Origin of the sequence: Microbacterium sp. (assembly GCF_049650565.1) — a bacterium.
In the GTDB taxonomy this organism is placed as follows: Bacteria; Actinomycetota; Actinomycetes; order Actinomycetales; family Microbacteriaceae; genus Microbacterium.
The window spans coordinates 1-18,861 of sequence record NZ_JBASAK010000032.1 but is presented as its reverse complement, the minus strand read 5'-3'; the positions used below and the strand labels follow the sequence as shown (position 1 = coordinate 18,861).

The 18,861-nt window shown below is 70.8% G+C and carries 20 protein-coding genes and 1 pseudogene; 10 read left to right on the top strand and 11 right to left on the bottom strand.

Features of this window, described 5'->3' with window-relative positions; translation table 11 throughout:
- Positions 1–45: 45 nt before the first annotated feature.
- Complete coding sequence (locus WA967_RS05795) at positions 46–1,116, bottom strand: NADH:flavin oxidoreductase/NADH oxidase (RefSeq protein ID WP_424419979.1); 1,071 nt, start codon at positions 1,114–1,116, stop codon at positions 46–48.
- Positions 1,117–1,167: 51 nt separating this feature from the next.
- On the opposite strand from WA967_RS05795, the gene WA967_RS05790 reads away from it, so the two are divergent.
- Genes WA967_RS05790 through WA967_RS05770 form a run of 5 tightly spaced genes read left to right on the top strand, consistent with a single transcriptional unit; the run spans position 1,168 to position 5,471 of the window.
- On the top strand, positions 1,168–2,004 hold the full coding sequence (locus WA967_RS05790; RefSeq protein WP_424419977.1) for an ADP-dependent NAD(P)H-hydrate dehydratase: 837 nt from the start codon (positions 1,168–1,170) through the stop codon (positions 2,002–2,004).
- A 43-nt stretch (positions 2,005–2,047) separates the two neighbouring features.
- Positions 2,048–3,253: a hypothetical protein gene (locus WA967_RS05785; protein WP_424419975.1), complete on the top strand. Its 1,206-nt coding sequence runs from the start codon at positions 2,048–2,050 to the stop codon at positions 3,251–3,253.
- 20 nt (positions 3,254–3,273) lie between these two features.
- A complete protein-coding gene (locus WA967_RS05780; protein WP_424419973.1) occupies positions 3,274–3,585 on the top strand; it encodes a thiamine-binding protein in 312 nt (103 codons plus the stop codon).
- 2 nt (positions 3,586–3,587) lie between these two features.
- On the top strand, positions 3,588–4,238 hold the full coding sequence (locus WA967_RS05775) for an NUDIX hydrolase (RefSeq protein WP_424419971.1): 651 nt from the start codon (positions 3,588–3,590) through the stop codon (positions 4,236–4,238).
- A 42-nt stretch (positions 4,239–4,280) separates the two neighbouring features.
- Positions 4,281–5,471, top strand: a complete 1,191-nt coding sequence (locus WA967_RS05770; RefSeq protein WP_424419969.1) for an MFS transporter — start codon at positions 4,281–4,283, stop codon at positions 5,469–5,471.
- Between the two features lie 14 nt (positions 5,472–5,485).
- Here the strand turns inward: WA967_RS05770 and metX are convergent, their stop codons facing one another.
- The gene (gene metX / locus WA967_RS05765; protein ID WP_424419967.1) at positions 5,486–6,691 is read right to left on the bottom strand and encodes a homoserine O-acetyltransferase MetX; all 1,206 of its coding nucleotides are present in this window, start codon (positions 6,689–6,691) and stop codon (positions 5,486–5,488) included.
- Positions 6,692–6,798: 107 nt separating this feature from the next.
- Positions 6,799–8,118 (bottom strand): bifunctional o-acetylhomoserine/o-acetylserine sulfhydrylase, encoded by a 1,320-nt coding sequence (locus WA967_RS05760; protein ID WP_424419966.1) that lies wholly within the window; start codon positions 8,116–8,118, stop codon positions 6,799–6,801.
- Positions 8,119–8,265: 147 nt separating this feature from the next.
- On the opposite strand from WA967_RS05760, the gene WA967_RS05755 reads away from it, so the two are divergent.
- Genes WA967_RS05755 through WA967_RS05745 form a run of 3 tightly spaced genes read left to right on the top strand, consistent with a single transcriptional unit; the run spans position 8,266 to position 10,249 of the window.
- Positions 8,266–9,051: an SDR family oxidoreductase gene (locus WA967_RS05755; RefSeq protein ID WP_424419964.1), complete on the top strand. Its 786-nt coding sequence runs from the start codon at positions 8,266–8,268 to the stop codon at positions 9,049–9,051.
- A complete protein-coding gene (locus WA967_RS05750) occupies positions 9,051–9,749 on the top strand; it encodes a uracil-DNA glycosylase (RefSeq protein WP_424419962.1) in 699 nt (232 codons plus the stop codon). The genes WA967_RS05755 and WA967_RS05750 overlap by 1 nt, the downstream gene beginning before the upstream one ends.
- Positions 9,746–10,249: an N-acetyltransferase family protein gene (locus tag WA967_RS05745; protein WP_424419960.1), complete on the top strand. Its 504-nt coding sequence runs from the start codon at positions 9,746–9,748 to the stop codon at positions 10,247–10,249. Before WA967_RS05750 ends, WA967_RS05745 begins: the two co-directional genes overlap by 4 nt.
- Here the strand turns inward: WA967_RS05745 and WA967_RS05740 are convergent.
- The 6 genes from WA967_RS05740 to WA967_RS05715 are packed head-to-tail and all read right to left on the bottom strand — an operon-like array spanning position 10,246 to position 16,140.
- A complete protein-coding gene (locus WA967_RS05740; RefSeq protein ID WP_424419958.1) occupies positions 10,246–11,034 on the bottom strand; it encodes an ABC transporter ATP-binding protein in 789 nt (262 codons plus the stop codon). The two genes, WA967_RS05745 and WA967_RS05740, sit on opposite strands and share 4 nt — an antisense overlap.
- Positions 11,031–11,843: an ATP-binding cassette domain-containing protein gene (locus WA967_RS05735; RefSeq protein ID WP_424419956.1), complete on the bottom strand. Its 813-nt coding sequence runs from the start codon at positions 11,841–11,843 to the stop codon at positions 11,031–11,033. The genes WA967_RS05740 and WA967_RS05735 overlap by 4 nt, the downstream gene beginning before the upstream one ends.
- A complete protein-coding gene (locus WA967_RS05730) occupies positions 11,840–12,706 on the bottom strand; it encodes an ABC transporter permease (RefSeq protein WP_424419954.1) in 867 nt (288 codons plus the stop codon). Before WA967_RS05730 ends, WA967_RS05735 begins: the two co-directional genes overlap by 4 nt.
- Positions 12,706–13,659, bottom strand: a complete 954-nt coding sequence (locus WA967_RS05725) for an ABC transporter permease (RefSeq protein WP_424419952.1) — start codon at positions 13,657–13,659, stop codon at positions 12,706–12,708. Before WA967_RS05725 ends, WA967_RS05730 begins: the two co-directional genes overlap by 1 nt.
- Positions 13,660–13,661: 2 nt before the next feature.
- The gene (locus tag WA967_RS05720; RefSeq protein ID WP_424419950.1) at positions 13,662–15,191 is read right to left on the bottom strand and encodes an ABC transporter substrate-binding protein; all 1,530 of its coding nucleotides are present in this window, start codon (positions 15,189–15,191) and stop codon (positions 13,662–13,664) included.
- A 31-nt stretch (positions 15,192–15,222) separates the two neighbouring features.
- Positions 15,223–16,140, bottom strand: coding sequence for an alpha/beta fold hydrolase (locus tag WA967_RS05715; RefSeq protein WP_424419948.1), 918 nt, complete (start codon positions 16,138–16,140; stop codon positions 15,223–15,225).
- A 160-nt stretch (positions 16,141–16,300) separates the two neighbouring features.
- Here WA967_RS05715 and WA967_RS05710 point away from each other — a divergent pair, with 160 nt between their 5' ends.
- Together WA967_RS05710 and WA967_RS05705 are read left to right on the top strand one after the other, a co-directional pair.
- Positions 16,301–17,011, top strand: a complete 711-nt coding sequence (locus WA967_RS05710; RefSeq protein WP_424419947.1) for a tyrosine-protein phosphatase — start codon at positions 16,301–16,303, stop codon at positions 17,009–17,011.
- A gap of 38 nt (positions 17,012–17,049) precedes the next feature.
- Positions 17,050–17,511: an SIP domain-containing protein gene (locus WA967_RS05705; RefSeq protein ID WP_424419945.1), complete on the top strand. Its 462-nt coding sequence runs from the start codon at positions 17,050–17,052 to the stop codon at positions 17,509–17,511.
- A gap of 71 nt (positions 17,512–17,582) precedes the next feature.
- On the opposite strand, the pseudogene WA967_RS05700 reads toward WA967_RS05705, so the two are convergent.
- Both WA967_RS05700 and WA967_RS05695 read right to left on the bottom strand, forming a co-directional pair.
- Positions 17,583–18,008, bottom strand: a pseudogene (locus WA967_RS05700) (Fe-S oxidoreductase); the annotation flags it as partial.
- Positions 18,005–18,808, bottom strand: a complete 804-nt coding sequence (locus tag WA967_RS05695) for an arginase family protein (RefSeq protein ID WP_424419943.1) — start codon at positions 18,806–18,808, stop codon at positions 18,005–18,007. The gene WA967_RS05695 and the pseudogene WA967_RS05700, both read right to left, overlap by 4 nt.
- Positions 18,809–18,861 lie beyond the last annotated feature (53 nt).

The window sequence follows — 18,861 nt, the reverse complement described above, 5'->3', positions numbered from 1 at the left end:
GAGCCGTCACGGCCGCTGACGCGAGCGGCCACGGCCGCTGATGCGTCAGTCGCGCCAGTGCGCGCGCTGGTACTGCGGCGGCCAGGGCACCTCGGCGCCCAGTTCATGCGCGGCCCGCAAGCCGAAGTGCGGGTCGCGCAGCCACTCGCGGCCCGCGAACACGGCATCCGCGGCTCCCGAGGAGAGCACCTCCTCGGCGTGCGCTCCGGACGAGATCAGACCGACGGCCGCCGTCGGCACCCGACCTGTGGAGCGGATGCTCGCCGCGAACGGCACCTGGAACCCCGGGCGGTACTCGACCTGGACACCGGCGAGGATGCCGCCGCTGGACACGTCGACGAGGTCGGCGCCGGCATCCACGACCCATCGGCCCACCTGCGCGGCCTCCTCCGGGGTGAACCCGCCCTCGGCCCAGTCCGTGGCCGAGAGCCGCACGAACACGGGAAGGTCCTCGCCGGCGACCTCGCGCACGACTCGCACCGCGCGCAGCAGCAGGCGCGCGCGGTTCTCCAGCGACCCGCCGTACTCGTCCTCGCGGGCGTTGCTGAGCGGGGAGAGGAACTCGTGCAGCAGGTAGCCGTGTGCGGCGTGCACCTCGAGCACGTCGAATCCGGCATCCACCGCCCGTCCCGCGGCGTCGGCGAACCCGGTCACGACCCGCTCGATCCCGTCGGCGTCCAGCGCCCCGGGCGCGGCATAGCCTTCAAAGGCGATCGCCGACGGCGCGACCGTCGGCCAGCCGCCCTCGGCGACGGGCACGGATCCGCGCTGCGAGGCCCACGGCCACCAGGTGGACGCCATCCGTCCGGCGTGTGCGAGCTGGATGCCGATCATGCCGCCGCGCTCGTGCACGTCGGAGACGATCTGCGCCCACACGTCGCGCTGCTCGTCGGACCAGATCCCGGTGTCGCGAGGGGAGATGCGACCCTCCGGGACGACGCCGGTGGCCTCGGCCATGATCAGGCCCGCGCCTCCGGAGGCGAACTGCGCCAGGTGCGTACGGTGCCAGCGCTGCGGCACGCCGTCCACCGCGCTGTACATGCACATGGGCGACACCCACAGCCTGTTGCGGAACGTGCGGGAGCGGAAGGACAGCGGTGCGAAGAGCAGGGTCACATCTCGACGCTACCTGCTGGCGGCGCGGCATCGGCGCGCTAGCGTTGAGTCATGACGCGTGCGTGGACCAGGACCGACACCGCGGGCTTCCTGCGCGTCCCCACGGCGGACGACGACAAGTACTCCCGCGGAGTCGTCGCGCTGCGCACGGGCTCGGCCGCATACCCGGGCGCCGCGGTGCTCGGCGTCGAAGCCGCCTGGCGTGCCGGTGCGGGGTATGTGCGGTACCTGGGCGGCGCCGCGGATGCCGTCCTGGCCCGGCGCCCGGAGACCGTCGCGGCCCAGGAGCTCGGGCGCACCCGCGTGGGTGCTTGGGTGATCGGCTCGGGCACGGATGCCGCGCAGGGCGGCGAGCACGAGGAGATCGAGCTGCGCCGCATCCTGGCGGGCACGGATCCGGTGGTGGTGGACGCCGGGGCGCTCGACCTCGCGCAGGGCGCCGTGGCGCCGCTGGTGCTGACCCCGCACGCCGGCGAACTCGCAGCACTGCGCGCGCGCCTCGGACTCGAGCCCAGGGACAGCCTCGCCGGCGATGACCGCCGCGTCGCCGAGGCTGAGGAGACCGCCTCGGCCCTCGGCGCGGTGGTGCTGAGCAAGGGTGCGCGCACCGTCGTCGCCGCCCCGGATGCGGAGTCCCTCATCGTCGGCAACGGCCCGGCCTGGCTGTCCACGGCGGGCACCGGCGACGTGCTGGCGGGCATCCTCGGCGCGTTGATCGCGGCCAACCCCGAGCGGCCCCTCGCCCACACGGCGGCCGCGGCAGCATGGCTGCATGGAGCGGCCGCGGCACGGGCATCCGGCGCGCAGGACGGCGCCATCGGGCATCCGATCGTCGCGATGGACGTGGCCGAGGCGCTGCCCGCCACCATCGCGGAGCTGATCGCGTGACGGCGGCGACCCCACGATGAGGGCGAGGCGCAGGCGTTCCGTAGTGCTGTGGGGAGCATTCCTCGCCGCGCACGTGCTGGTGGCATGGCTGGGCTGGGTGCTGCCCAGCCAGCCCATGGGCGACGTGGTGCTGGTGTACCAGCCGTGGTCGTCGGCGGCGCTCGGCGGCCACGACATCGTCGGGATCACCGAGGACTGGGTATATCCGCAGCTCGCACTCGCGCCCATGCTCCTCGCACAGCTGCTGGCCGTGCCGTTCGTCGTCGCCTTCGGCAAGCTGGGCGCCTACCTGATCGGATGGGCGCTGCTGGTGACCCTGTGCGACGCGCTGGGCTTCGCGACGCTCGTGCGGCGCGGCGGCACGCGGCGTCGCCGCATCGCCGGCTGGTTCTGGACCGCCGCACTCGTGCTGCTGGGGCCGATCGCCATGTACCGGATCGACGCGATCACCGTGCCGCTGGCGGTGGCAGGCGGTCTTTGGCTCGCGCAGCACCCCCGCACCGGCACCGTGCTGCTGACCATCGGCGCGTGGGTGAAGATCTGGCCGGGTGCCCTGGCGCTGGCGGCCGTCGCCGCGGGCAGACGTGCCTGGCGGGTGCTCGCGACCGCCGCATCCGTCTCGATCTCCATCGTCGTGCTGCTCCTGCTGCTGGGGGCGGGGGAACACGTGTTCGGCTTCCTGACCGCGCAGACCGGCCGCGGTCTGCAGATCGAGGCCGTCGCCGCCACGCCGTTCCTGTGGCAGGCGGTGTTCGGTGCGGCGCGGATCGAGTACAGCCACGACATCCTCACCTTCCAGATCGCCGCCCCCGGAGCAGATGCCGTCTCCTCGGCGCTCGCGGTGCTGATGATCGTCGTGGTCGCGGGCGTCCTGGTGCTGGGCGTGCTCCGCGCACGGGCGGGTGCGGCATGGCAGCGGCTGCTGCCGCCGCTGGCGCTGGCGCTGGTGACGGGGCTGATGGTGACCAACAAGGTCGGCTCGCCGCAGTTCCACTCCTGGCTGATCGCGCCGGTGGTCCTGTGGTTCGTGTTCGACCGGGCACGCGCCCAGACCGCCGCGGTGCTGGTGCTGGTGCTGTGCGTCCTGACGTTCACGATCTACCCGCTCACCTACGACGCCCTGCTGCGCGCCGACGCGCTGCCCGTCCTGCTCCTCAGCGTGCGCAACCTGCTGCTCGTCGTCCTGCTGATCCATGCCGCGCGCGGCATCCCGCGCGCACCGGTCGCTCCCGTGATCGCAACCCGCTGAGCAACACCGGAGGAAGAATCATGCTCGTCGCCTTCTCAGTCGCACCATCCGGCAACGGCCGTTCCGGGGACTCCGTGCACGACGCGGTCGCCGCCGCCGTGCGCGTGGTCCGGGAATCCGGCCTCCCGCACCGCACCACCAGCATGTTCACCGAGGTCGAGGGCCCCGACTGGGACACCGTGATGGATGTCGTCAAGCGCGCCACCGAGGCCGTCATGCCGTTCGGGTCGCGGGTGTCGCTGGTGCTCAAGGCCGACATCCGCCCCGGCTTCAGCGGTGAGCTGGACGCCAAGATCGAGCGGCTGGAGCAGGCCATCGAGGAGCTCGACTGAGCATGACCGATCAGCAGCCCATGCGGGTCGCCGGCACCGCTGTGGTCCTGCGGGACGGCGCCGCAGGACTCGAGACGCTGTTGCTGCGCCGACCCGATCGCGGCTCGTTCGCGGGCGCCTGGGTGTTCCCCGGCGGGCGCGTCGATCCGGGCGACGAGGCGGACGCCGGCACCGAGACGGATGCCGCTCGTGCGGCGGCGGCGCGGGAGACCTTCGAGGAGGCCGGCATCGGCATCCGCGATCTGACCCCGCTCTCGTGCTGGACACCTCCGGCGGAGCAGCCGGTGAAGTACCGCACCTGGTTCTTCCTCGCGCGCTTCGCGGAGGGGGACGTGCGTGCCAATCCCGGTGAGATCGAGCAGGCGGTCTGGCTCCCGCCGGCGCAGGCGTTCGAGAAGCACGCGGCGGGGGAGCTGACGCTGTTCCCGCCGACCTGGATGACGCTGCGCTTCCTGCTGCCGCACACCACCGTGGACGACGCGCTCGCCGCCGCGGGCGACCTCGGGCTGTTCGCCACGCGGATGGGATCCGATGAGCGAGGGCGTTTCGTGATGTGGGACGGTGACGAGCACTATCCTGACCGGCCGGGGGATCCCGGGGCGCGGCATCGCCTGCTGATGGGCGTGCTGCCCTGGGAGTACCTGCGCCGGTAGCATTGACGGGTGACTCCCTCGAATCTCTCGAGGGGTGCGGCGATGAGGGCGCTCCTCTCCCTCGCCATCGGCAGCTTCGGCATCGGCATGACCGAGTTCGTGATGATGGGTCTGCTCCCCGACGTCGCCCAGGATCTGCTGCCCGCCGTGTGGGCGCACAGCCCCGAGCAGGCCATCGGCCAGAGCGGCGTGCTCGTGTCGATGTACGCGCTCGGCGTCGTCATCGGCGCGCCGACCATCGCCGCGGCTGTGGCGCGTTATCCCCGTCACCGCGTGATGCTGTGCCTTGCTGTCGCACTGGCCGTCTTCAACGCGCTGATCGTCGTGCTGCCGGGCTTCGGCCTGGTCGGCATGGCGCGCCTGCTGGCAGGGCTCCCGCACGGCGCCTACTTCGGCATCGGAGCGCTGGTGGCCGCCGACGTGCTGGGGCCGGGCCGGCGTGCGCAGGGTGTCGCGTTCATCCTGACCGGACTCACCATCGCCAATGTCGTCGGCGTTCCCCTCGGCACGTACCTGGGCCAGCGGTGGGGCTGGCGCGTGGCGTTCCTGGTCGTCACCCTGGTGTTCGCGCTCGCCGCCGCCTGCATCGCCCTGTTCGTCCCCGCGCACGAGGGCGACCCCGGCCGCACGCTGCGCTCTGAGCTGGGTGTGTTCCGCTCGTCGCAGATCTGGTTCACCCTGGGCATCGGCGCCATCGGCTTCGGCGGGTTCTTCGCGGTGTACAGCTACATCGCGCCGCTGGTGACCGAGATCGCCGGGGCCCCGCAGTGGGCGGTTCCGGTGACCTTGGTGCTCGTGGGCGTCGGGATGACCATCGGCAACATCGCCGGCGGATACTTCGCCGACCGCGACCTGCGCGCCACCCTCCACCTCGGGCTGGCGGGGCTCGCAGCCGCACTCGTGCTGCTGGCGCTGCTGGCCTGGTCGTACGCGGCACTGGTCATCCTCGCCGTGCTCATCGGTGCGCTCTCCGCCATGATCAGTCCGGCCATCCAGACCCGGCTGATGGACGTCGCGGGCGACAACCAGTCCATCGCCGCGGCGTTGAATCACTCCGCCCTGAACATCGGCAACAGCCTGGGCGCGTTCCTGGGCGGTGTCGCGATCACGCTCGGATTCGGATTCGTCGCCCCGGAGTGGGTGGGCGCGGTCCTCGCGCTGCTCGGCCTGGGCATCACTGCGGTCTCGTATGCCGCCGAGCGGCGTTCGCCTCGGGCATCCGTCGCGATCTGAGATCGTCCGGCGGCTCAGGCGTCGAGCAGCCGCCGCAGGTGCATCCCGACCTCGTCGGTCTCGATGAGGAAGCCGTCGTGGCCGAAATCGCTCGACAGCACCACGGCCTCGTCGTCGATGAGGTTCGGCAGGCTGCGGGCGATGCGCTGCTGCCCGTCGACGGGGAACAGCCGGTCGCTGTCGATGCCGAGCACCAGGCTGCGCGCCGTCACGGTGTGCAGCGCCTCCTCCACGCCGCCGCGATCGCGGCCGATGTCGTGCGAGTTCATCGCCTCGACGACGGTGATGTAGCTGTTGGCGTCGAAGCGCCGGGTGAACTTGTTGCCGTGGAAGTCGAGGTAGGACTGCACGGCGAAGCGGCCGCCGCGGCCCAGCGGCGACACACCGGACTGCCAGGAGCGCTGGAAGCGCTGGTTGAGCTCGATCGGGCTGCGGTAGTTCAGCAGCGCCATCCGCCGCGCGAGCGCGAGGCCGCGATGGGGGCCCTCGCCGAGTGCGGCGTCGTAGTATTCGCCGCCGGCGAAGTGCGGGTCCATGCGCACGGTCTCCAGCTGCACGAAGTTCAGTGCCAGCTGATCTGCCGTGGTCACCGGGGGAGAGGACAGCACGGCCAGTCGTCGCACGCGCTCCGGCTGCATGATCGCCCACTCCAGCGCATGCATGCCGCCCATCGAACCGCCGATCACTGCCGCCCACTGCCGGATGCCGAGCTCGTCCGCCAGACGGATCTGCGCGGCGACCTGATCGCGGATGGTGAGGTACGGGAAGCGGGATGCCCACTCCCGGCCGTCGGGGGCGATGCTGGCGGGGCCGGTGGATCCCTGGCATCCGCCCAGCATGTTCGGTGCGATCACGAACCATCGGTCGGTGTCGATGGCGGCGCCGGGACCGACGATGTCGTTCCACCAGCCGACGGTGGGATGCCCGGCGCCGGCCTCCCCGCGCACGTGGCTGTCGCCGGTGAGCGCGTGCAGCACGAGGATCGCGTTGTCGCAGGCGGCGTTGAGCTCGCCCCACGACTCCCAGGCGAGGCGGGTGACGGGCAGCCGGGCGCCGTTCTCGGTGCGGAAGTCACCCAGGAACGTGAACCTGCGCTGCCCTGCCGGATCTCCGTCGCGCCACGCTCCGGTGGCAGGAGGCCTGGCGCGCAGCAGACGCTCATCGGCCTCGGTCACGGGCGCCGAGGGCACCGTGTCCTCCGAAGTCGTCTGCCAGTCCATGGACCCATTCTCCCGGGTGCGCGTCGCACGGGGGAGCAGGTTACGCATTCAGACAGCCGGATGCCCCGGACCGTCTGGTCCGGGGCATCCGTGCGATGCTGCGGCGCTCAGGCGCGAGCGAGCTCCGCCACCTTGGACGCGGCGGCCAGGGCCTGCGCGAGGTCGTCCTTGAGGTCCTCGACGTTCTCCAGGCCCACCGACAGGCGCACGAGGCCAGGGGTGACGCCGCCGGACAGCTGCTCCTCGGGGCTCAGCTGCGAGTGGGTCGTGGAGGCCGGGTGGATGACCAGCGAACGCACGTCGCCGATGTTGGCGAGGTGGCTGAACAGCTTCAGGTTGTCGACGAACGCGCGGCCGACGTCGACGCCGCCCTTGAGCTCGAACGAGAACACTGCTCCTGCGCCGCCCGGGACGTACTTCTGCGCGTTGGCGTACCACGGCGAGCTGGGCAGGCTGGCGTAGCTGACCGACGCGACTTCGTCGCGGCCCTCGAGCCACTCGGCGATCTTCTTGGTGTTCTCGACGTGGCGCTCCATGCGCAGCGACAGCGTCTCGATGCCCTGGATGAGCTGCCAGGCGCTGGCCGGGGCGATCGCGGGGCCGGTGTCGCGCAGCAGCTGCACGCGCGCCTTGATGATGTAGGCGATGCCGTCGCCGAGCGCTCCGGAGTAGCTCACACCGTGGTAGGACGGGTCCGGCTCGGTCAGGCCCGGGAACTTGTCGGCGTGCTGCGACCACGGGAAGGTGCCGCCGTCGACGATGATGCCGGCGATGATGGTGCCGTGGCCGCCGAGGAACTTCGTGGCGGCGTGGATGACGATGTCGGCGCCGTGCTCGAACGGGCGCAGCAGGTACGGCGTCGCGATCGTGTTGTCGACGATGAACGGCACGCCGGCCTCGTGGGCGATGTCGGCGATCGTGCGGATGTCGAGCACGTTGATCTTCGGGTTTCCGATCGACTCGGCGAAGAACAGCTTGGTGTTCGGCTGCACGGCGCTGCGCCATGCCTCGGGGTCGTCCTGGTCGGAGACGAAAGTGGTCTCGATGCCGAGCTTGGCCAGCGTGTAGCGCAGCAGGTTGTAGGTGCCGCCGTAGATGGCCGCCGAGGCGACGACGTGGTCTCCCGCGCCTGCCAGGTTCAGGATCGACAGCGTCGCGGCCGACATGCCGGATGCCACCAGCAGGGCGCCGGTGCCGCCCTCGAGCGCGGCCAGGCGCTGCTCGACGACATCCTGCGTCGGGTTCTGGATGCGGGTGTAGATGTTGCCGGTCTCGGCCAGCGAGAACAGGTTCGCGGCGTGCTCGGTGTCGCGGAACACGAACGAGGTGGTCTGGTAGATCGGCGTGGCGCGCGAGCCGGTGACCGGGTCGGGGGCGGCGCCCGAGTGGATCTGCTTGGTTTCGAAACGCCAGTCTTCAGCGGTCATCGTCTCTCCCTGGGCATGGATGTCGGGTAGCGGGCGAGTGCCCTTCTGCGACAGTACGGAGCCGGGCGCACCCCGGACAAGCCGCGGGAAATGTTACGTAACAGACCGGTGTCCGGTTCACGACCGCAAAAGCCGTACGGTGGAGGCATGGTGAACAGACGTGCCGTGGTCACAGGAGCCAGCAGCGGTATCGGAGAGGCGACCGCCCGCGCGCTGCGCGCGCAGGGCTGGGATGTCGTGGGAGTCGCTCGGCGCGCCGAGCGACTGGAAGAGCTGGATGCCGAGATCGGCTCCACCTCCTTCGCCTGCGATCTGACGGATGCGGATGCTGTGGACGAGCTGATCGACCGCCTCGCGGCCACCGGTCCCGTGCACGCCCTCGTGCAGGTCGCCGGCGGTGCGCGCGGCACCGACAGCGTCGAGGGCGGTGACATCGATGACTGGCAGTGGATGTACGACGCGAACGTGCTGTCCACCCAGCGGCTCGTCGCAGGCATCCTGCCGCTGCTGCGCCTGGCGGCCGAGGAGAGCGGCCACGCCGACACCGTGTTCGTCACATCCACGGCCTCCCAGACCGCCTACCCCGGTGGCGGCGGGTACAACGCGGCGAAGGCCGCGCAGTCCATGCTCGTGAAGGTGCTGCGTCAGGAGCTCAACGGCGAGCCGATCCGCGTGGTCGAGGTCGCCCCCGGAATGGTGCACACCGAGGAGTTCACGCTGAACCGCCTGGGCGGCGACCGCATCGCGGCCGAGGCCGTCTACTCCGGGGTCGAGGAGCCGCTGCTGGCCGAGGACGTCGCCGACGTCATCGCCTATGCGCTGAACGCTCCGCGCCGCGTGAACCTCGACCTGGTCACCATGCGCCCGGTGGCGCAGTCCGCCCAGCACCTGCTGGCCCGCGGCCCGCTGCACGTGCGCACCGACGTCGACTGATGCCGCAGACCCTCGCCCAGCTCGCCGACGCCGGGCAGCTCGACCCCGGCTGGGCGGAGGCGCTCGCGCCCGTGCAGCCGCTGATCGCAGAGCTCGGCGACCGGCTTCGCGCGGAGAGCACGGCCGGCCGCGGGTACCTGCCCGCCGGCGCGAACGTGCTCCGCGCGTTCCAGCGTCCGCTGACCGATGTGAAGGTGCTCATCACCGGGCAGGATCCGTATCCCACGCCCGGGCACCCGATCGGGCTGTCGTTCGCGGTCGACCGCGAGGTGCGTCCGCTGCCCCGCAGCCTCGGCAACATCTACAAGGAGCGCCAGGACGACCTCGGCATCCCTCCCGCACCGCACGGCGACCTGACGGCCTGGAGCGACCAGGGCGTGCTGCTGCTGAACAGGGTGCTGACCGTGCGGCCCGGCGCGCCCGCGTCGCATCGCGGCTGGGGCTGGGAGAAGGTCACCGAGCTCGCCATCCGCGCACTGGTCGCGCGGCAGCGCCCGCTGGTCGCCATCCTGTGGGGAGCGGATGCCCGCGGTCTGAAGCCCCTGCTGGGAAGCACCCCGATCATCGAGTCCGCGCACCCGTCGCCGCTGTCGGCGAGCCGCGGCTTCTTCGGCTCGCGTCCGTTCTCGCGAGCCAACGCGCTGCTGGAATCCCAGGGCGCGCAACCCGTCGACTGGCGAGTGGAGGGCGAGGCATGAGCCCGCTGAGCATCCGTCCGGTCGCGGATGCCGATCTGCCGGCCATCCGCGACATCTACAACCACTACGTCCGCACCTCCACGGTCACGTATGACGAGGTGGAGTCCACGGCCGAGACCTGGGCGGCCAAGGCGGAGCGCATCTCCGCCGCCGGCATCCCGTTCCTGGTGGCGGAGCGCGAGGACGGCGAACTGCTGGGCTACGCGCTCGGACAGCCGTGGTCGCCGAAGTCGGCGTATCGGTTCACGATCGAGAACTCGATCTACCTGGCGCCCTCGGCAGCAGGCCAGGGCATCGGCTGGGCGCTGCTGGCGACGTTCCTCGACGCCTGCCGTGACGCGGGCTTCCGCCAGGTGATCGCCGTGATCTCCGATCGCGGGACGGACGCGTCCATCGCCCTGCACCGCAAGGCCGGGTTCACCGATGCCGGCAGGCTCACCGAGGTCGGGGAGAAGTTCGGCGAGCCGCAGGGCGTCCTCCTGCTGCAGAAGAGTCTCTAGGCCTCGGGGATCACCGGGATGGCGGCCAGCAGCCGGCGGGTGTAGTCCTGCGCGGGGCGCTGCAGCACGGCATCCGTCCTGCCCCGCTCCACGATCCGACCGTCCTTCATGACCACCACCGTGTCGGCGAGGTTCTGCACCACGCCGATGTCGTGCGACACCATGATCACCGTGAGGCCCTCCTGCTGCTGCAGCTCGGTCAGCAGCTCGAGGATCTGCGCGCGCACCGTGACGTCGAGCGCCGAGAGCGGCTCGTCGCCGACGAGGATGCGCGGTCGGTGCGCGATCGCGCGCGCCAGCGCGATGCGTTGCCGCTGCCCGCCGGAGAACTCGTGCGGATGGCGGTCCGCCATGTCGGCATCCAGCCCCACCTGCGCGAGCACCTCTCGCACACGGGCACGACGGTCGCCCGGGATGTCCAGTGCCCACAGCGGCTCGGCGATGATCCGCCCGGCGGTCATGCGCGGGTCCAGCGACGCGTACGGGTCCTGGAACACCAGTCCGGTCTGCCTGCGCAGCCAGTGCAGGGACCGAGCGGATGCCGTGGCATCCACCTCCCTGCCGTCCACGGCGATGCGTCCGGTGGTCGGACGGTCCAGTCCCAGCAGCAGCCTGACCAGCGTCGACTTGCCCGAGCCGGACTCGCCGATGATGCCGACGGATTCACCCTCTTCGACGGCCAGGTCGGTCGGATGCAGCGCCGTGCTGAGCCTGCGTCGCTCGAACAGGGAGCGCGCGGGAACCGTGAAGGAGCGGCTGAGGCCCGTGGCCTCGATGATGCTCATGGCGCGCCTCCCTCGTCGGCGTCGTGCACATGCCCGGGGCGCCACAGCGTGGCGGTGGCGTCGCGCAGCAGCGCCTGGGTGACGGGGGACTCGGGCGCGCTCAGCAGCTTCGCCACCTCGCCCTGCTCCACCATGCGTCCGTGCTCGAGCACGACCGCGTGCGTGGCCACCTGCGAGAGCACGGCCAGATCGTGCGTGATGAACACCAGCGACATGCCGTGCTCGCTCACCAGCGACAGCAGCAGCTTCAGCACCTCGGCCTGGATCGTGACGTCCAGCGCAGTGGTCGGCTCGTCGGTGATGAGCAGCTTCGGGCGGCACGCCAGCGCCATGGCGATGGCCACGCGCTGGCGCTGGCCGCCGGAGAGCTGGTGCGGGTAGCGGTCGACGATCGCCCCGGGCTCGGGCAGTCGCACGCGCTCGGCCTCGGCGATCGCCCTGTCCCGGGCCTGGTGGCGCCCGACGCGCTCGTGGATGCGGATCGACTCCGCGATCTGCCGCCCCACGGTGCGGATGGGATTCAGCGCGGTACGGGGCTCCTGGAAGACCATGCCGATGTCGTCGCCGCGCAGCTTCGCGAGCTCACGATCCGGCATCCCGATCAGTTCGGCGCCGTTCCAGCGGATGCTGCCGGTCGCGGTCGCGCCCTCGGGCAGCAGTCCCAGGATCGCCAGCGCCGTCAGGGACTTGCCCGATCCGGATTCGCCGATGAGGCCGAAGCGCTGCCCGTCCTCGATCGTGAAGGACACGCCGTCCACGACACGCGTGCCGTCGAACTGGATCACGAGGTCCTGCACCTGGAGGGTCATGCGACCACCACCGGCACGTGCACCTGTGCGCTGCGATGGCTGAGCGTCGGGTCCGTGGCCTCGCGCAGCGCGTCGCCGAGCAGATTCAGTCCCAGCACGGTGACCGTGATGGCCAGGCCCGGCCACACGACGGTCAGCGGATGCACGCCGATGTACCGCTGCAGATCTGCCAGCAGCGTGCCCCAGGACGCCTCCGTCAGGGTGGCGCCGAACCCGAGATAGGACAGCCCCGCCTCGGCCAGCACGGCCACCGCCATCGACCAGGACAGCTGCACGATGAACACCGGCGCCACGTTCGGCAGCAGGTGCCGCACGAGGTTCTGCCCGGTGGTGAGGCCGTTCGCCCGACCCGCCACGACGAAATCGCTCTGCTGCACGCGACGCAGCTCGGGCCGGGTGACGCGGGCGATGCTCACCCCGAACCCGATGCCCACCGAGAGCACGACGACCCACAGTGATCCGCCCCAGACCGCAGAGATCATCATGGCGATCATCAGCACGGGGAAGGCGATGAGGATGTCGACCAGCACCGCCACCGTCTCGCGCATCCACCGCGCCGTGAGCGCGCCCAGCGCGGCCAACGCGACGCCCACGGCGGTGGCGACGACGCCCGAGCCGACGGCGACGAAGACGGTCGTGCGGGCGCCCGCCATCACCAGGCTGAGGATGTCGCGCCCAGTGCCGTCGGTGCCCAGCAGGTGCGGCCAGCCGGGCCCCGCCCACCGGCCGCGCACGTCCGAGAGCATCGGGTCGAACGGTGTCCAGAACGCCGAGACCAGCGCCGTCAGGGCGATCAGCAGCACGACGATCACGCCGAACAGTCCCGTGCCGGACGAGAGCAGCGTGCGCAGCCAGCGGGGCATCAGACGGCCTCCTCGCGCTGCCGGGGGTCGATGGCGTGGTGCACCAGGTCGACGAGGAAGCCGACCACCAGCACGAAGCCGGTCAGCACGAGCAGCTCGCTCTGCACCTTCACCAGGTCGCGGGTGCCGACGTCGGTCACCAGCATCCGTCCGATGCCCGGAAGAGTGAACAGCTGCTCGATCACGACGGAGCCGACGATGATCCCCGCGACCTGCACGCCCAGCACGGTGACGATGGACAGGCCGACGGCGGGGATGCCGTGCCGGATCAGCGCCTGCCGGCGAGTGAGGCCCTTGGCGGCCGCCGTGCGCACGAAGTCCTGGGATGCCGCCTGCAGCGTGGCGCTGCGCACGAACCGCATGAGCATGGCGCCCTCGACGATCCCGATGGTCATGGCGGGCAGCAGCAGGGATTCGAAGGCTCTGCCCGGCGTCGTCCAGCCGGTGCGCGGGAAGCCCTGGGCGGGCAGCCAGCCCAGCCAGTGCGCGAACACCACGACCAGCATCATTCCCGCCCAGATCACGGGGACGGCGGCAACGGCCTGCGCCGCGACGTTCATCGCGGTGCCACCGGCGCGGCCGCGCAGCACCGCCGACATCACGCCGAACGGGGCGGCGATGAGCATGGCGATGGTCATGGACATCAGTGCCAGCGGCCACGTCACGCGTGCCTTCTGGGCGAGCTCGGCGCCGACCGAGGCTCCGCTGAGCTGGGAGGTGCCCAGATCTCCGTGCAGGATGCCGCCGATCCAGTCGGTGTACTGCGCGAGCAGCGGCCGGTCCAGGCCCAGCGACGCGCGGATGGCCTCGACCTGGTCGGGGCTCGCCTGGGTGCCGGCGATCAGCTGGGCGACGTCGCCGGGGAGGACCCGCAGCGTGAAGAAGATGATCACGCTCGACACGAGAAGCCCTGCGATCAGCAGGACTCCTCGTGTCAGCGCGTAGCGGAGCATGCTCAGCCGGCGGTCTTGGTGATGCCCGCCAGGTCGATGCGCGAGTTGATCGAGTCCTTGGGGAATCCCTTGATGCCGGCGGTGAGCGCGGTGAGGGTCTCGCCGGTGTACAGCCAGTCGGCCGCGTCGTCCTCGGAGACGATCTTCGCGGCCTTCTTCAGCAGGTCGGCGGACTTCGCCGGGTCCAGCTCGGCCTGCGACTGCGTGTACAGGTCCTGCACCTGCTTGTTGTCGTAGCCGAAGTAGTACTTCGGGTTGGCCCAGTTGCCGAAGTCGCGCGGCTCGACGTGCAGCACGAAGCTCAGCTCATAGTCGTGGTTCTTGTACACCTGGTCGAGCCAGGTCGGGAACTCGACGCGGTCGACCTTGAGCGAGATGCCGACCTTCGCGAAGTCGGACACCAGCACCTGGGCGACGGTCGTGCCGTAGAACGACGGGATGGTGAGGGTCAGGTCCAACGTCTGGTGACCCGCCTCCTTCAGCAGCTCCTTGGCCTTGGCAGGGTCGTAGGGCACCAGCTTCGACAGGTCCTCGTAGCCGGGATCCAGCTCGGGGATGGGGCCGTACAGGGTCTGACCCGCGCCGACGGCCTCGACGAGCGCCTTGTGGTCGATGGCCAGGCGAAGGGCCTCCCGGACGCGCTTGTCGTTCAGCGGAGCCTTGGCGTTGTTGAACGCCAGCGTGGCCTTGTCAGTGGTCTGGCCGGTGGTGATGGTGAAGTCGCCGGTGTCCTTCAGCTGGGAGACCAGGTTGGGGTCCACGGCCGTCAGCACGTCGACGCTGCCGTCCAGTGCCGCGTTCACGCCGGCGGTGAAGTCGGGGATGTACTGGAAGACGACCTCGGCGAGCTTCGGCTTCTCGCCCCAGTACTTCTCGGCGCGGTCGAAGGTGATCGCGGCGCCCTTGGTCCAGTTCTTGAGCACGAACGGGCCGGTGCCGTTCTCGGCGGTCTTCAGATCGGTCGTGTCGCCGGCCTTGAAGACGAGGCCCGCGGGGCCGGTGAGGTTGAACAGGAAGTCCTGGTCGGGGCGTGCCAGCACGATCTGCACGGTCTTCTCATCGGGCGCGGAGATCGAGGCGACGCCGGAGAACTCCGTGTTGCCCTGCACCGTGGCATCCGTCTTCACCGTCTCGTACGAGGAGACGACATCGGCAGAGGTGAGCGGGGTGCCGTCGTGGAAGGTGATGCCGTCGTGCAGCGTGAACGTGTAGGTCAGGCCGTCGGCGGAGATCTCGTGCGAGCTCGCCAGGCGGTCCTCGACCTTGTTGTCCTGCGTGCGCGAGACCACTCCCTCGTAGATGTTGTCGACGAGGATCTGCTCGAGTGCGGCGCCGCTGGTGTGGCGGATGTCGAGGTTGTCCGGCTCCAGGACCAGTCCCACGGTCAGCGTCGCATTGGTGTCGATCTTGCCGCCCGAGGTGGGCTGGGGGTCTGCGGAGCCGGTGCAGGCGGTGAGCACGAGGGCGCCGACGGCGAGGATGCCGATGGCCGCCAGGCGGACCGATCTGCGCGGGGTGCGGAAGAGTGTCACAGGGATGTCCTCTCGGGAGGGTCCGCTCGGGTCAGCGGGAGGGATGAGTCAGGATCTCGGACGCCAGGTCCGCCAGGGAGGCCGGGGCGGTCTCCTGCACGTTGTGCCCGGCATCGACGGTGAGCACCTGCGCGGCGGGGAGCCGGCGGGAGAACTGGGCGACGTCGGCATCCTGCAGGAAGCCGTGCGTGCCGCGCACCAGGGTGATCGGCGCGGTGACGGCCAGCAGATCGTCCCACGGATCGGCGCCGGGAGCGGATGCCGCATTCGCGGCGTTCAGTGCGTCGAAGGCATGGCCGATGATCTGCGCGAAGTGGTGCTTCCACTCCACGCGGCCGTCGTCGCGCACGCGCGTGTTGAAGAACACGCCGCGCTCGGTGTCCTCGCGCGTCCCGCCCATGCCGAAGCTCTGGGCACGATCGACGGCCTCGTCGCGCGTGGCGAAGTCGGTCACCTGGTAGAAGTCGCGCAGCACGGCGGGCGCTGCGCCGGTGTCGAGCCCGGGGACGATGTCGACGAGCACGAGCGCGCGCACGAGCTGCGGATGCCGGGCGGCGACGCTCGCCGCGGTCAGACCGCCCAGCGAGTGTCCGATCAGCAGCTGCGGTTCGCCGGTCCACTCGGCCATGGCGGTGGCGACGTCGGCCGCCAGCGAGGCGGGGGAGTAGTCGAGGTCCGTCCGCCAGGAGGAGTCGCCGTGGCCCGAGAGGTCGATGGCCAGCGCGGGGCGGCCCAGCCGCAGGACCACGGTGTCCCAGGTGTGCGCGTTCAGGCCCGCGCCGTGCAGCAGAGCGACCTCGGGGGCGCCGTCGCCGAAGCGCAGTGCGCTGAGCGCTCGGCCGTCGCGGAGGTCGAGCCGGATGCGTCGGGCCTCGGGCGGCGCGATGTTCAGAGCGGCTGCCTGCGCGGGCAGGTAGCGGAACTCGCTGGTGTCTTTCGTCACGGCCATATTCTGCTATCGGGATGAGGTTCACAGGAAATTTGAGAGCAACATGACAAGTAATACTCACCATGGTGGGGATAAAGTGCTGTCAATGCCCGTATTCGAGTTGTCATTCTGCATCAGGGATCGAGCGGAGTGCATCCGAGTGCTCGCTTAGGCTGGTGCTGTGACTGTCATTCGCATCCCCGGCGTGCACAACCTCCGCGATGTCGGAGGAATTCCCGTCGGAGAATCACGGGTGCGCGACGGGGTCCTGCTGCGGTCCGCCCAGCTCGCGCAGCTGACGCCAGCGGGGCAGGGCCGCCTGCGCTCGCTGGTCGCGCGCGTCATCGATCTGCGCGACGACGCCGAGGTGCTGCGCGAGCCGTCTGCGCTCACCGGGGTGCCTGTCGAGCGTGTCCCGCTGCTGCTGGGCTCGGTGGAGTCGTTCTTCGCAGCGGACACGGATCTCGAAGGCCTCTACCGGCATCTGGTCGACGACTGCGCAACTCAGCTCGTCGCGGCGGTGCGCATCCTGTCGGACGGGGAGCCGACACTCGTGCACTGCACGGTGGGCAAGGATCGCACGGGCGTGGTCGTCGCTCTGGCGCTGAGCGCCGTGGGTGCGGATCGTGATGCCGTGGTGGCCGACTACGCGCTGACGGCATCGCAACTGCCGGTGGAGCGGAACCGGGCCGTCGTGGAGTACTTGAGGACCCACCTGCCCGACGCGCGGAATGCGATCCAGCTGGCGACCGAGTCGCCGGAGACCGTCATGGCGGCCCTGCTCGCGGACCTCGAGCAGCGGTACGGCTCCGTCGCCGCCTACCTGCAGGCGTCGGGGTTGACGGATGCCGAACTGCAGGCGCTGCGCGTCGCGCTGGTGATGGAAGGGTAGGTTAGGCAACCCTTCCTCAGTGGTACGATGAACAGATCATGAGCATCGTCGAGACGTCAGCAGGCGCGCGCGCCGCGCGCCGCGCCTCCCGGCGTCCCCAGCTGCAGCACCTGATCACGGCGGACGAGCATTCGCTCGCCGAACTGGAGACGCTCCTGGTCACGCTGCCGCTCTGCGCGGTGGGGCGCGTGTTCATCGAGGTGCCAGACGTCGATGACATCGGCATCGTCACGGCGCCGCCGCGGATGACGGTGTCCTGGCTGCCGCGCGTGCGGCGGGGTGGCGTCCGCCATCCGAGCGGGGAACTGCTCGCGCGTGCGGCGACAGCATGGGCGGACGAGATGCTCTGCGACGAGTCCGAGGGAGCGCTGCGCACCGAGGCGACGCTGCTGGGCGGGGACCTCGGCACGGCCGACATCGCCGAGCACCTGATCGAGCGATGCGGCATCGCTCCGTCAGCCGTGCATGCGCCGGCAGCCTACGGACTGAACGCCCTCTGAGCCGAACTGATCTGGGTCCCTGAGCCTGTCGCCTGTACTGAGCGAGCGTCAGCGAGTCGAAGTGAAGGGCGGCGCTGCACGTACCCGCCGTCCTCCAGTCCCGCCTCGATCTCGAAGCGGTTGCGCAGCGCGTCGCGTCCGGCGAACAGGTACAGCACGGGCATCAGGAACCCGTAGCGCAGCCACTGCTGCTTGTGCACGCCCTCGTGCCGCAGCACCGCGACAGAGGGATTCACGTCGCCGGTCAGATAGCAGCCGCCCACGCACACTCCGCCGCGGCCGTACGCCCAGCTCGGCAGGCCGCGGAACACCCACAGCCCTGCTCTGCGCTGCACCGGGCCGGTGCTCCACAGCGATCCCCACACCCAGCCGACCGAGGTGCCCCACCAGTAGCCGAGGCGGCTGATCGGAGAGCGCAGCAGGAATGACGGGATGCGGCGGTCGAAGCGCCGCCCCCGGACCAGCGCCCGTTCGGCCTCCGCCTGCCAGTCGCTCATGCCACCGCGCCGATCAGGCGCAGGATCGCGCCCATGTCGCGCACGGAGTCGGCGGGGCTGCGCGGGGCGAAGCCCGCGATGGTCGCCCCAGCCAGGGGGACCTCCTCCCGAACGCGCCGGATCACCGCGGCGAGGGCTGCGGCACCCACTCCGAAGGGCTCGGCGTCCGAGACCCCCTCGAACTCGGCGGGGTCGATGACATCCACGTCGATGTGCACCCAGACGCGGGCTGCTCCCGTCGCGCGGACGGCCGCGGCGACGGCATCCGGGTCGTGCGCATCCTCGGGGGCGACGGCGGCGATCGACCCCAGTCGCGCCCGCTCGCCCTCATCGATGCTGCGCGCGCCCAGCAGCACGACGCGCTCGGCGGGGATGCCGGGTGTCAGCGCCAGCCGGGGCTCGCCGTGGCCGAGCACGGACGCCAGCGACATGCCGGAGAACGCCCCGGAGGGCGACGACGCCGGGTCGTTGAGATCGGGATGCGCGTCACACCACAGCACGGCCAGGTCGGACGTGTCGATGGCGGAGAGCGCGGACACGCTCACGCTGCAGTCGCCGCCGATCAGGACGGTCTGTTCGGGGCCTGCCATGTGCTCGGTGATGAGCTCGCGCACGCGCAGCAGCGCGCTCAGGCGTCGCACGCCGGTGCCCAGCGACTCGCCGGCCTCCAGCGGCACGTCGAGGATGGTGGTGTCCCTGCGGGGCAGATCGCCGGCGATGGCGTTGGCGCCGTCGACGAGCAGCATGGCACGCGATGCGGGTGAACCCTGCCACTGCGGGACGATGAGGAATCTGGTCATGTTCTCTCCCGGGAGGAGAAGGAGGGGCGGATGCCGGTGGTCCGGCATCCGCC

Excerpts from the sequence above, each read along its gene's own strand:
- WA967_RS05790 (WP_424419977.1), top strand. The coding sequence starts at position 1,168 with ATGACGCGTGCGTGGACCAGGACCGACACCGCGGGCTTCCTGCGCGTC.
- WA967_RS05780 (WP_424419973.1), top strand. The coding sequence starts at position 3,274 with ATGCTCGTCGCCTTCTCAGTCGCACCATCCGGCAACGGCCGTTCCGGG.
- WA967_RS05775 (WP_424419971.1), top strand. The coding sequence starts at position 3,588 with ATGACCGATCAGCAGCCCATGCGGGTCGCCGGCACCGCTGTGGTCCTG.
- WA967_RS05770 (WP_424419969.1), top strand. The coding sequence starts at position 4,281 with ATGAGGGCGCTCCTCTCCCTCGCCATCGGCAGCTTCGGCATCGGCATG.
- metX (WP_424419967.1), bottom strand. The coding sequence starts at position 6,691 with ATGGACTGGCAGACGACTTCGGAGGACACGGTGCCCTCGGCGCCCGTG.
- WA967_RS05760 (WP_424419966.1), bottom strand. The coding sequence starts at position 8,118 with ATGACCGCTGAAGACTGGCGTTTCGAAACCAAGCAGATCCACTCGGGC.
- WA967_RS05755 (WP_424419964.1), top strand. The coding sequence starts at position 8,266 with ATGGTGAACAGACGTGCCGTGGTCACAGGAGCCAGCAGCGGTATCGGA.
- WA967_RS05750 (WP_424419962.1), top strand. The coding sequence starts at position 9,051 with ATGCCGCAGACCCTCGCCCAGCTCGCCGACGCCGGGCAGCTCGACCCC.
- WA967_RS05745 (WP_424419960.1), top strand. The coding sequence starts at position 9,746 with ATGAGCCCGCTGAGCATCCGTCCGGTCGCGGATGCCGATCTGCCGGCC.
- WA967_RS05740 (WP_424419958.1), bottom strand. The coding sequence starts at position 11,034 with ATGAGCATCATCGAGGCCACGGGCCTCAGCCGCTCCTTCACGGTTCCC.
- WA967_RS05735 (WP_424419956.1), bottom strand. The coding sequence starts at position 11,843 with ATGACCCTCCAGGTGCAGGACCTCGTGATCCAGTTCGACGGCACGCGT.
- WA967_RS05730 (WP_424419954.1), bottom strand. The coding sequence starts at position 12,706 with ATGCCCCGCTGGCTGCGCACGCTGCTCTCGTCCGGCACGGGACTGTTC.
- WA967_RS05725 (WP_424419952.1), bottom strand. The coding sequence starts at position 13,659 with ATGCTCCGCTACGCGCTGACACGAGGAGTCCTGCTGATCGCAGGGCTT.
- WA967_RS05715 (WP_424419948.1), bottom strand. The coding sequence starts at position 16,140 with ATGGCCGTGACGAAAGACACCAGCGAGTTCCGCTACCTGCCCGCGCAG.
- WA967_RS05705 (WP_424419945.1), top strand. The coding sequence starts at position 17,050 with ATGAGCATCGTCGAGACGTCAGCAGGCGCGCGCGCCGCGCGCCGCGCC.
- WA967_RS05695 (WP_424419943.1), bottom strand. The coding sequence starts at position 18,808 with ATGACCAGATTCCTCATCGTCCCGCAGTGGCAGGGTTCACCCGCATCG.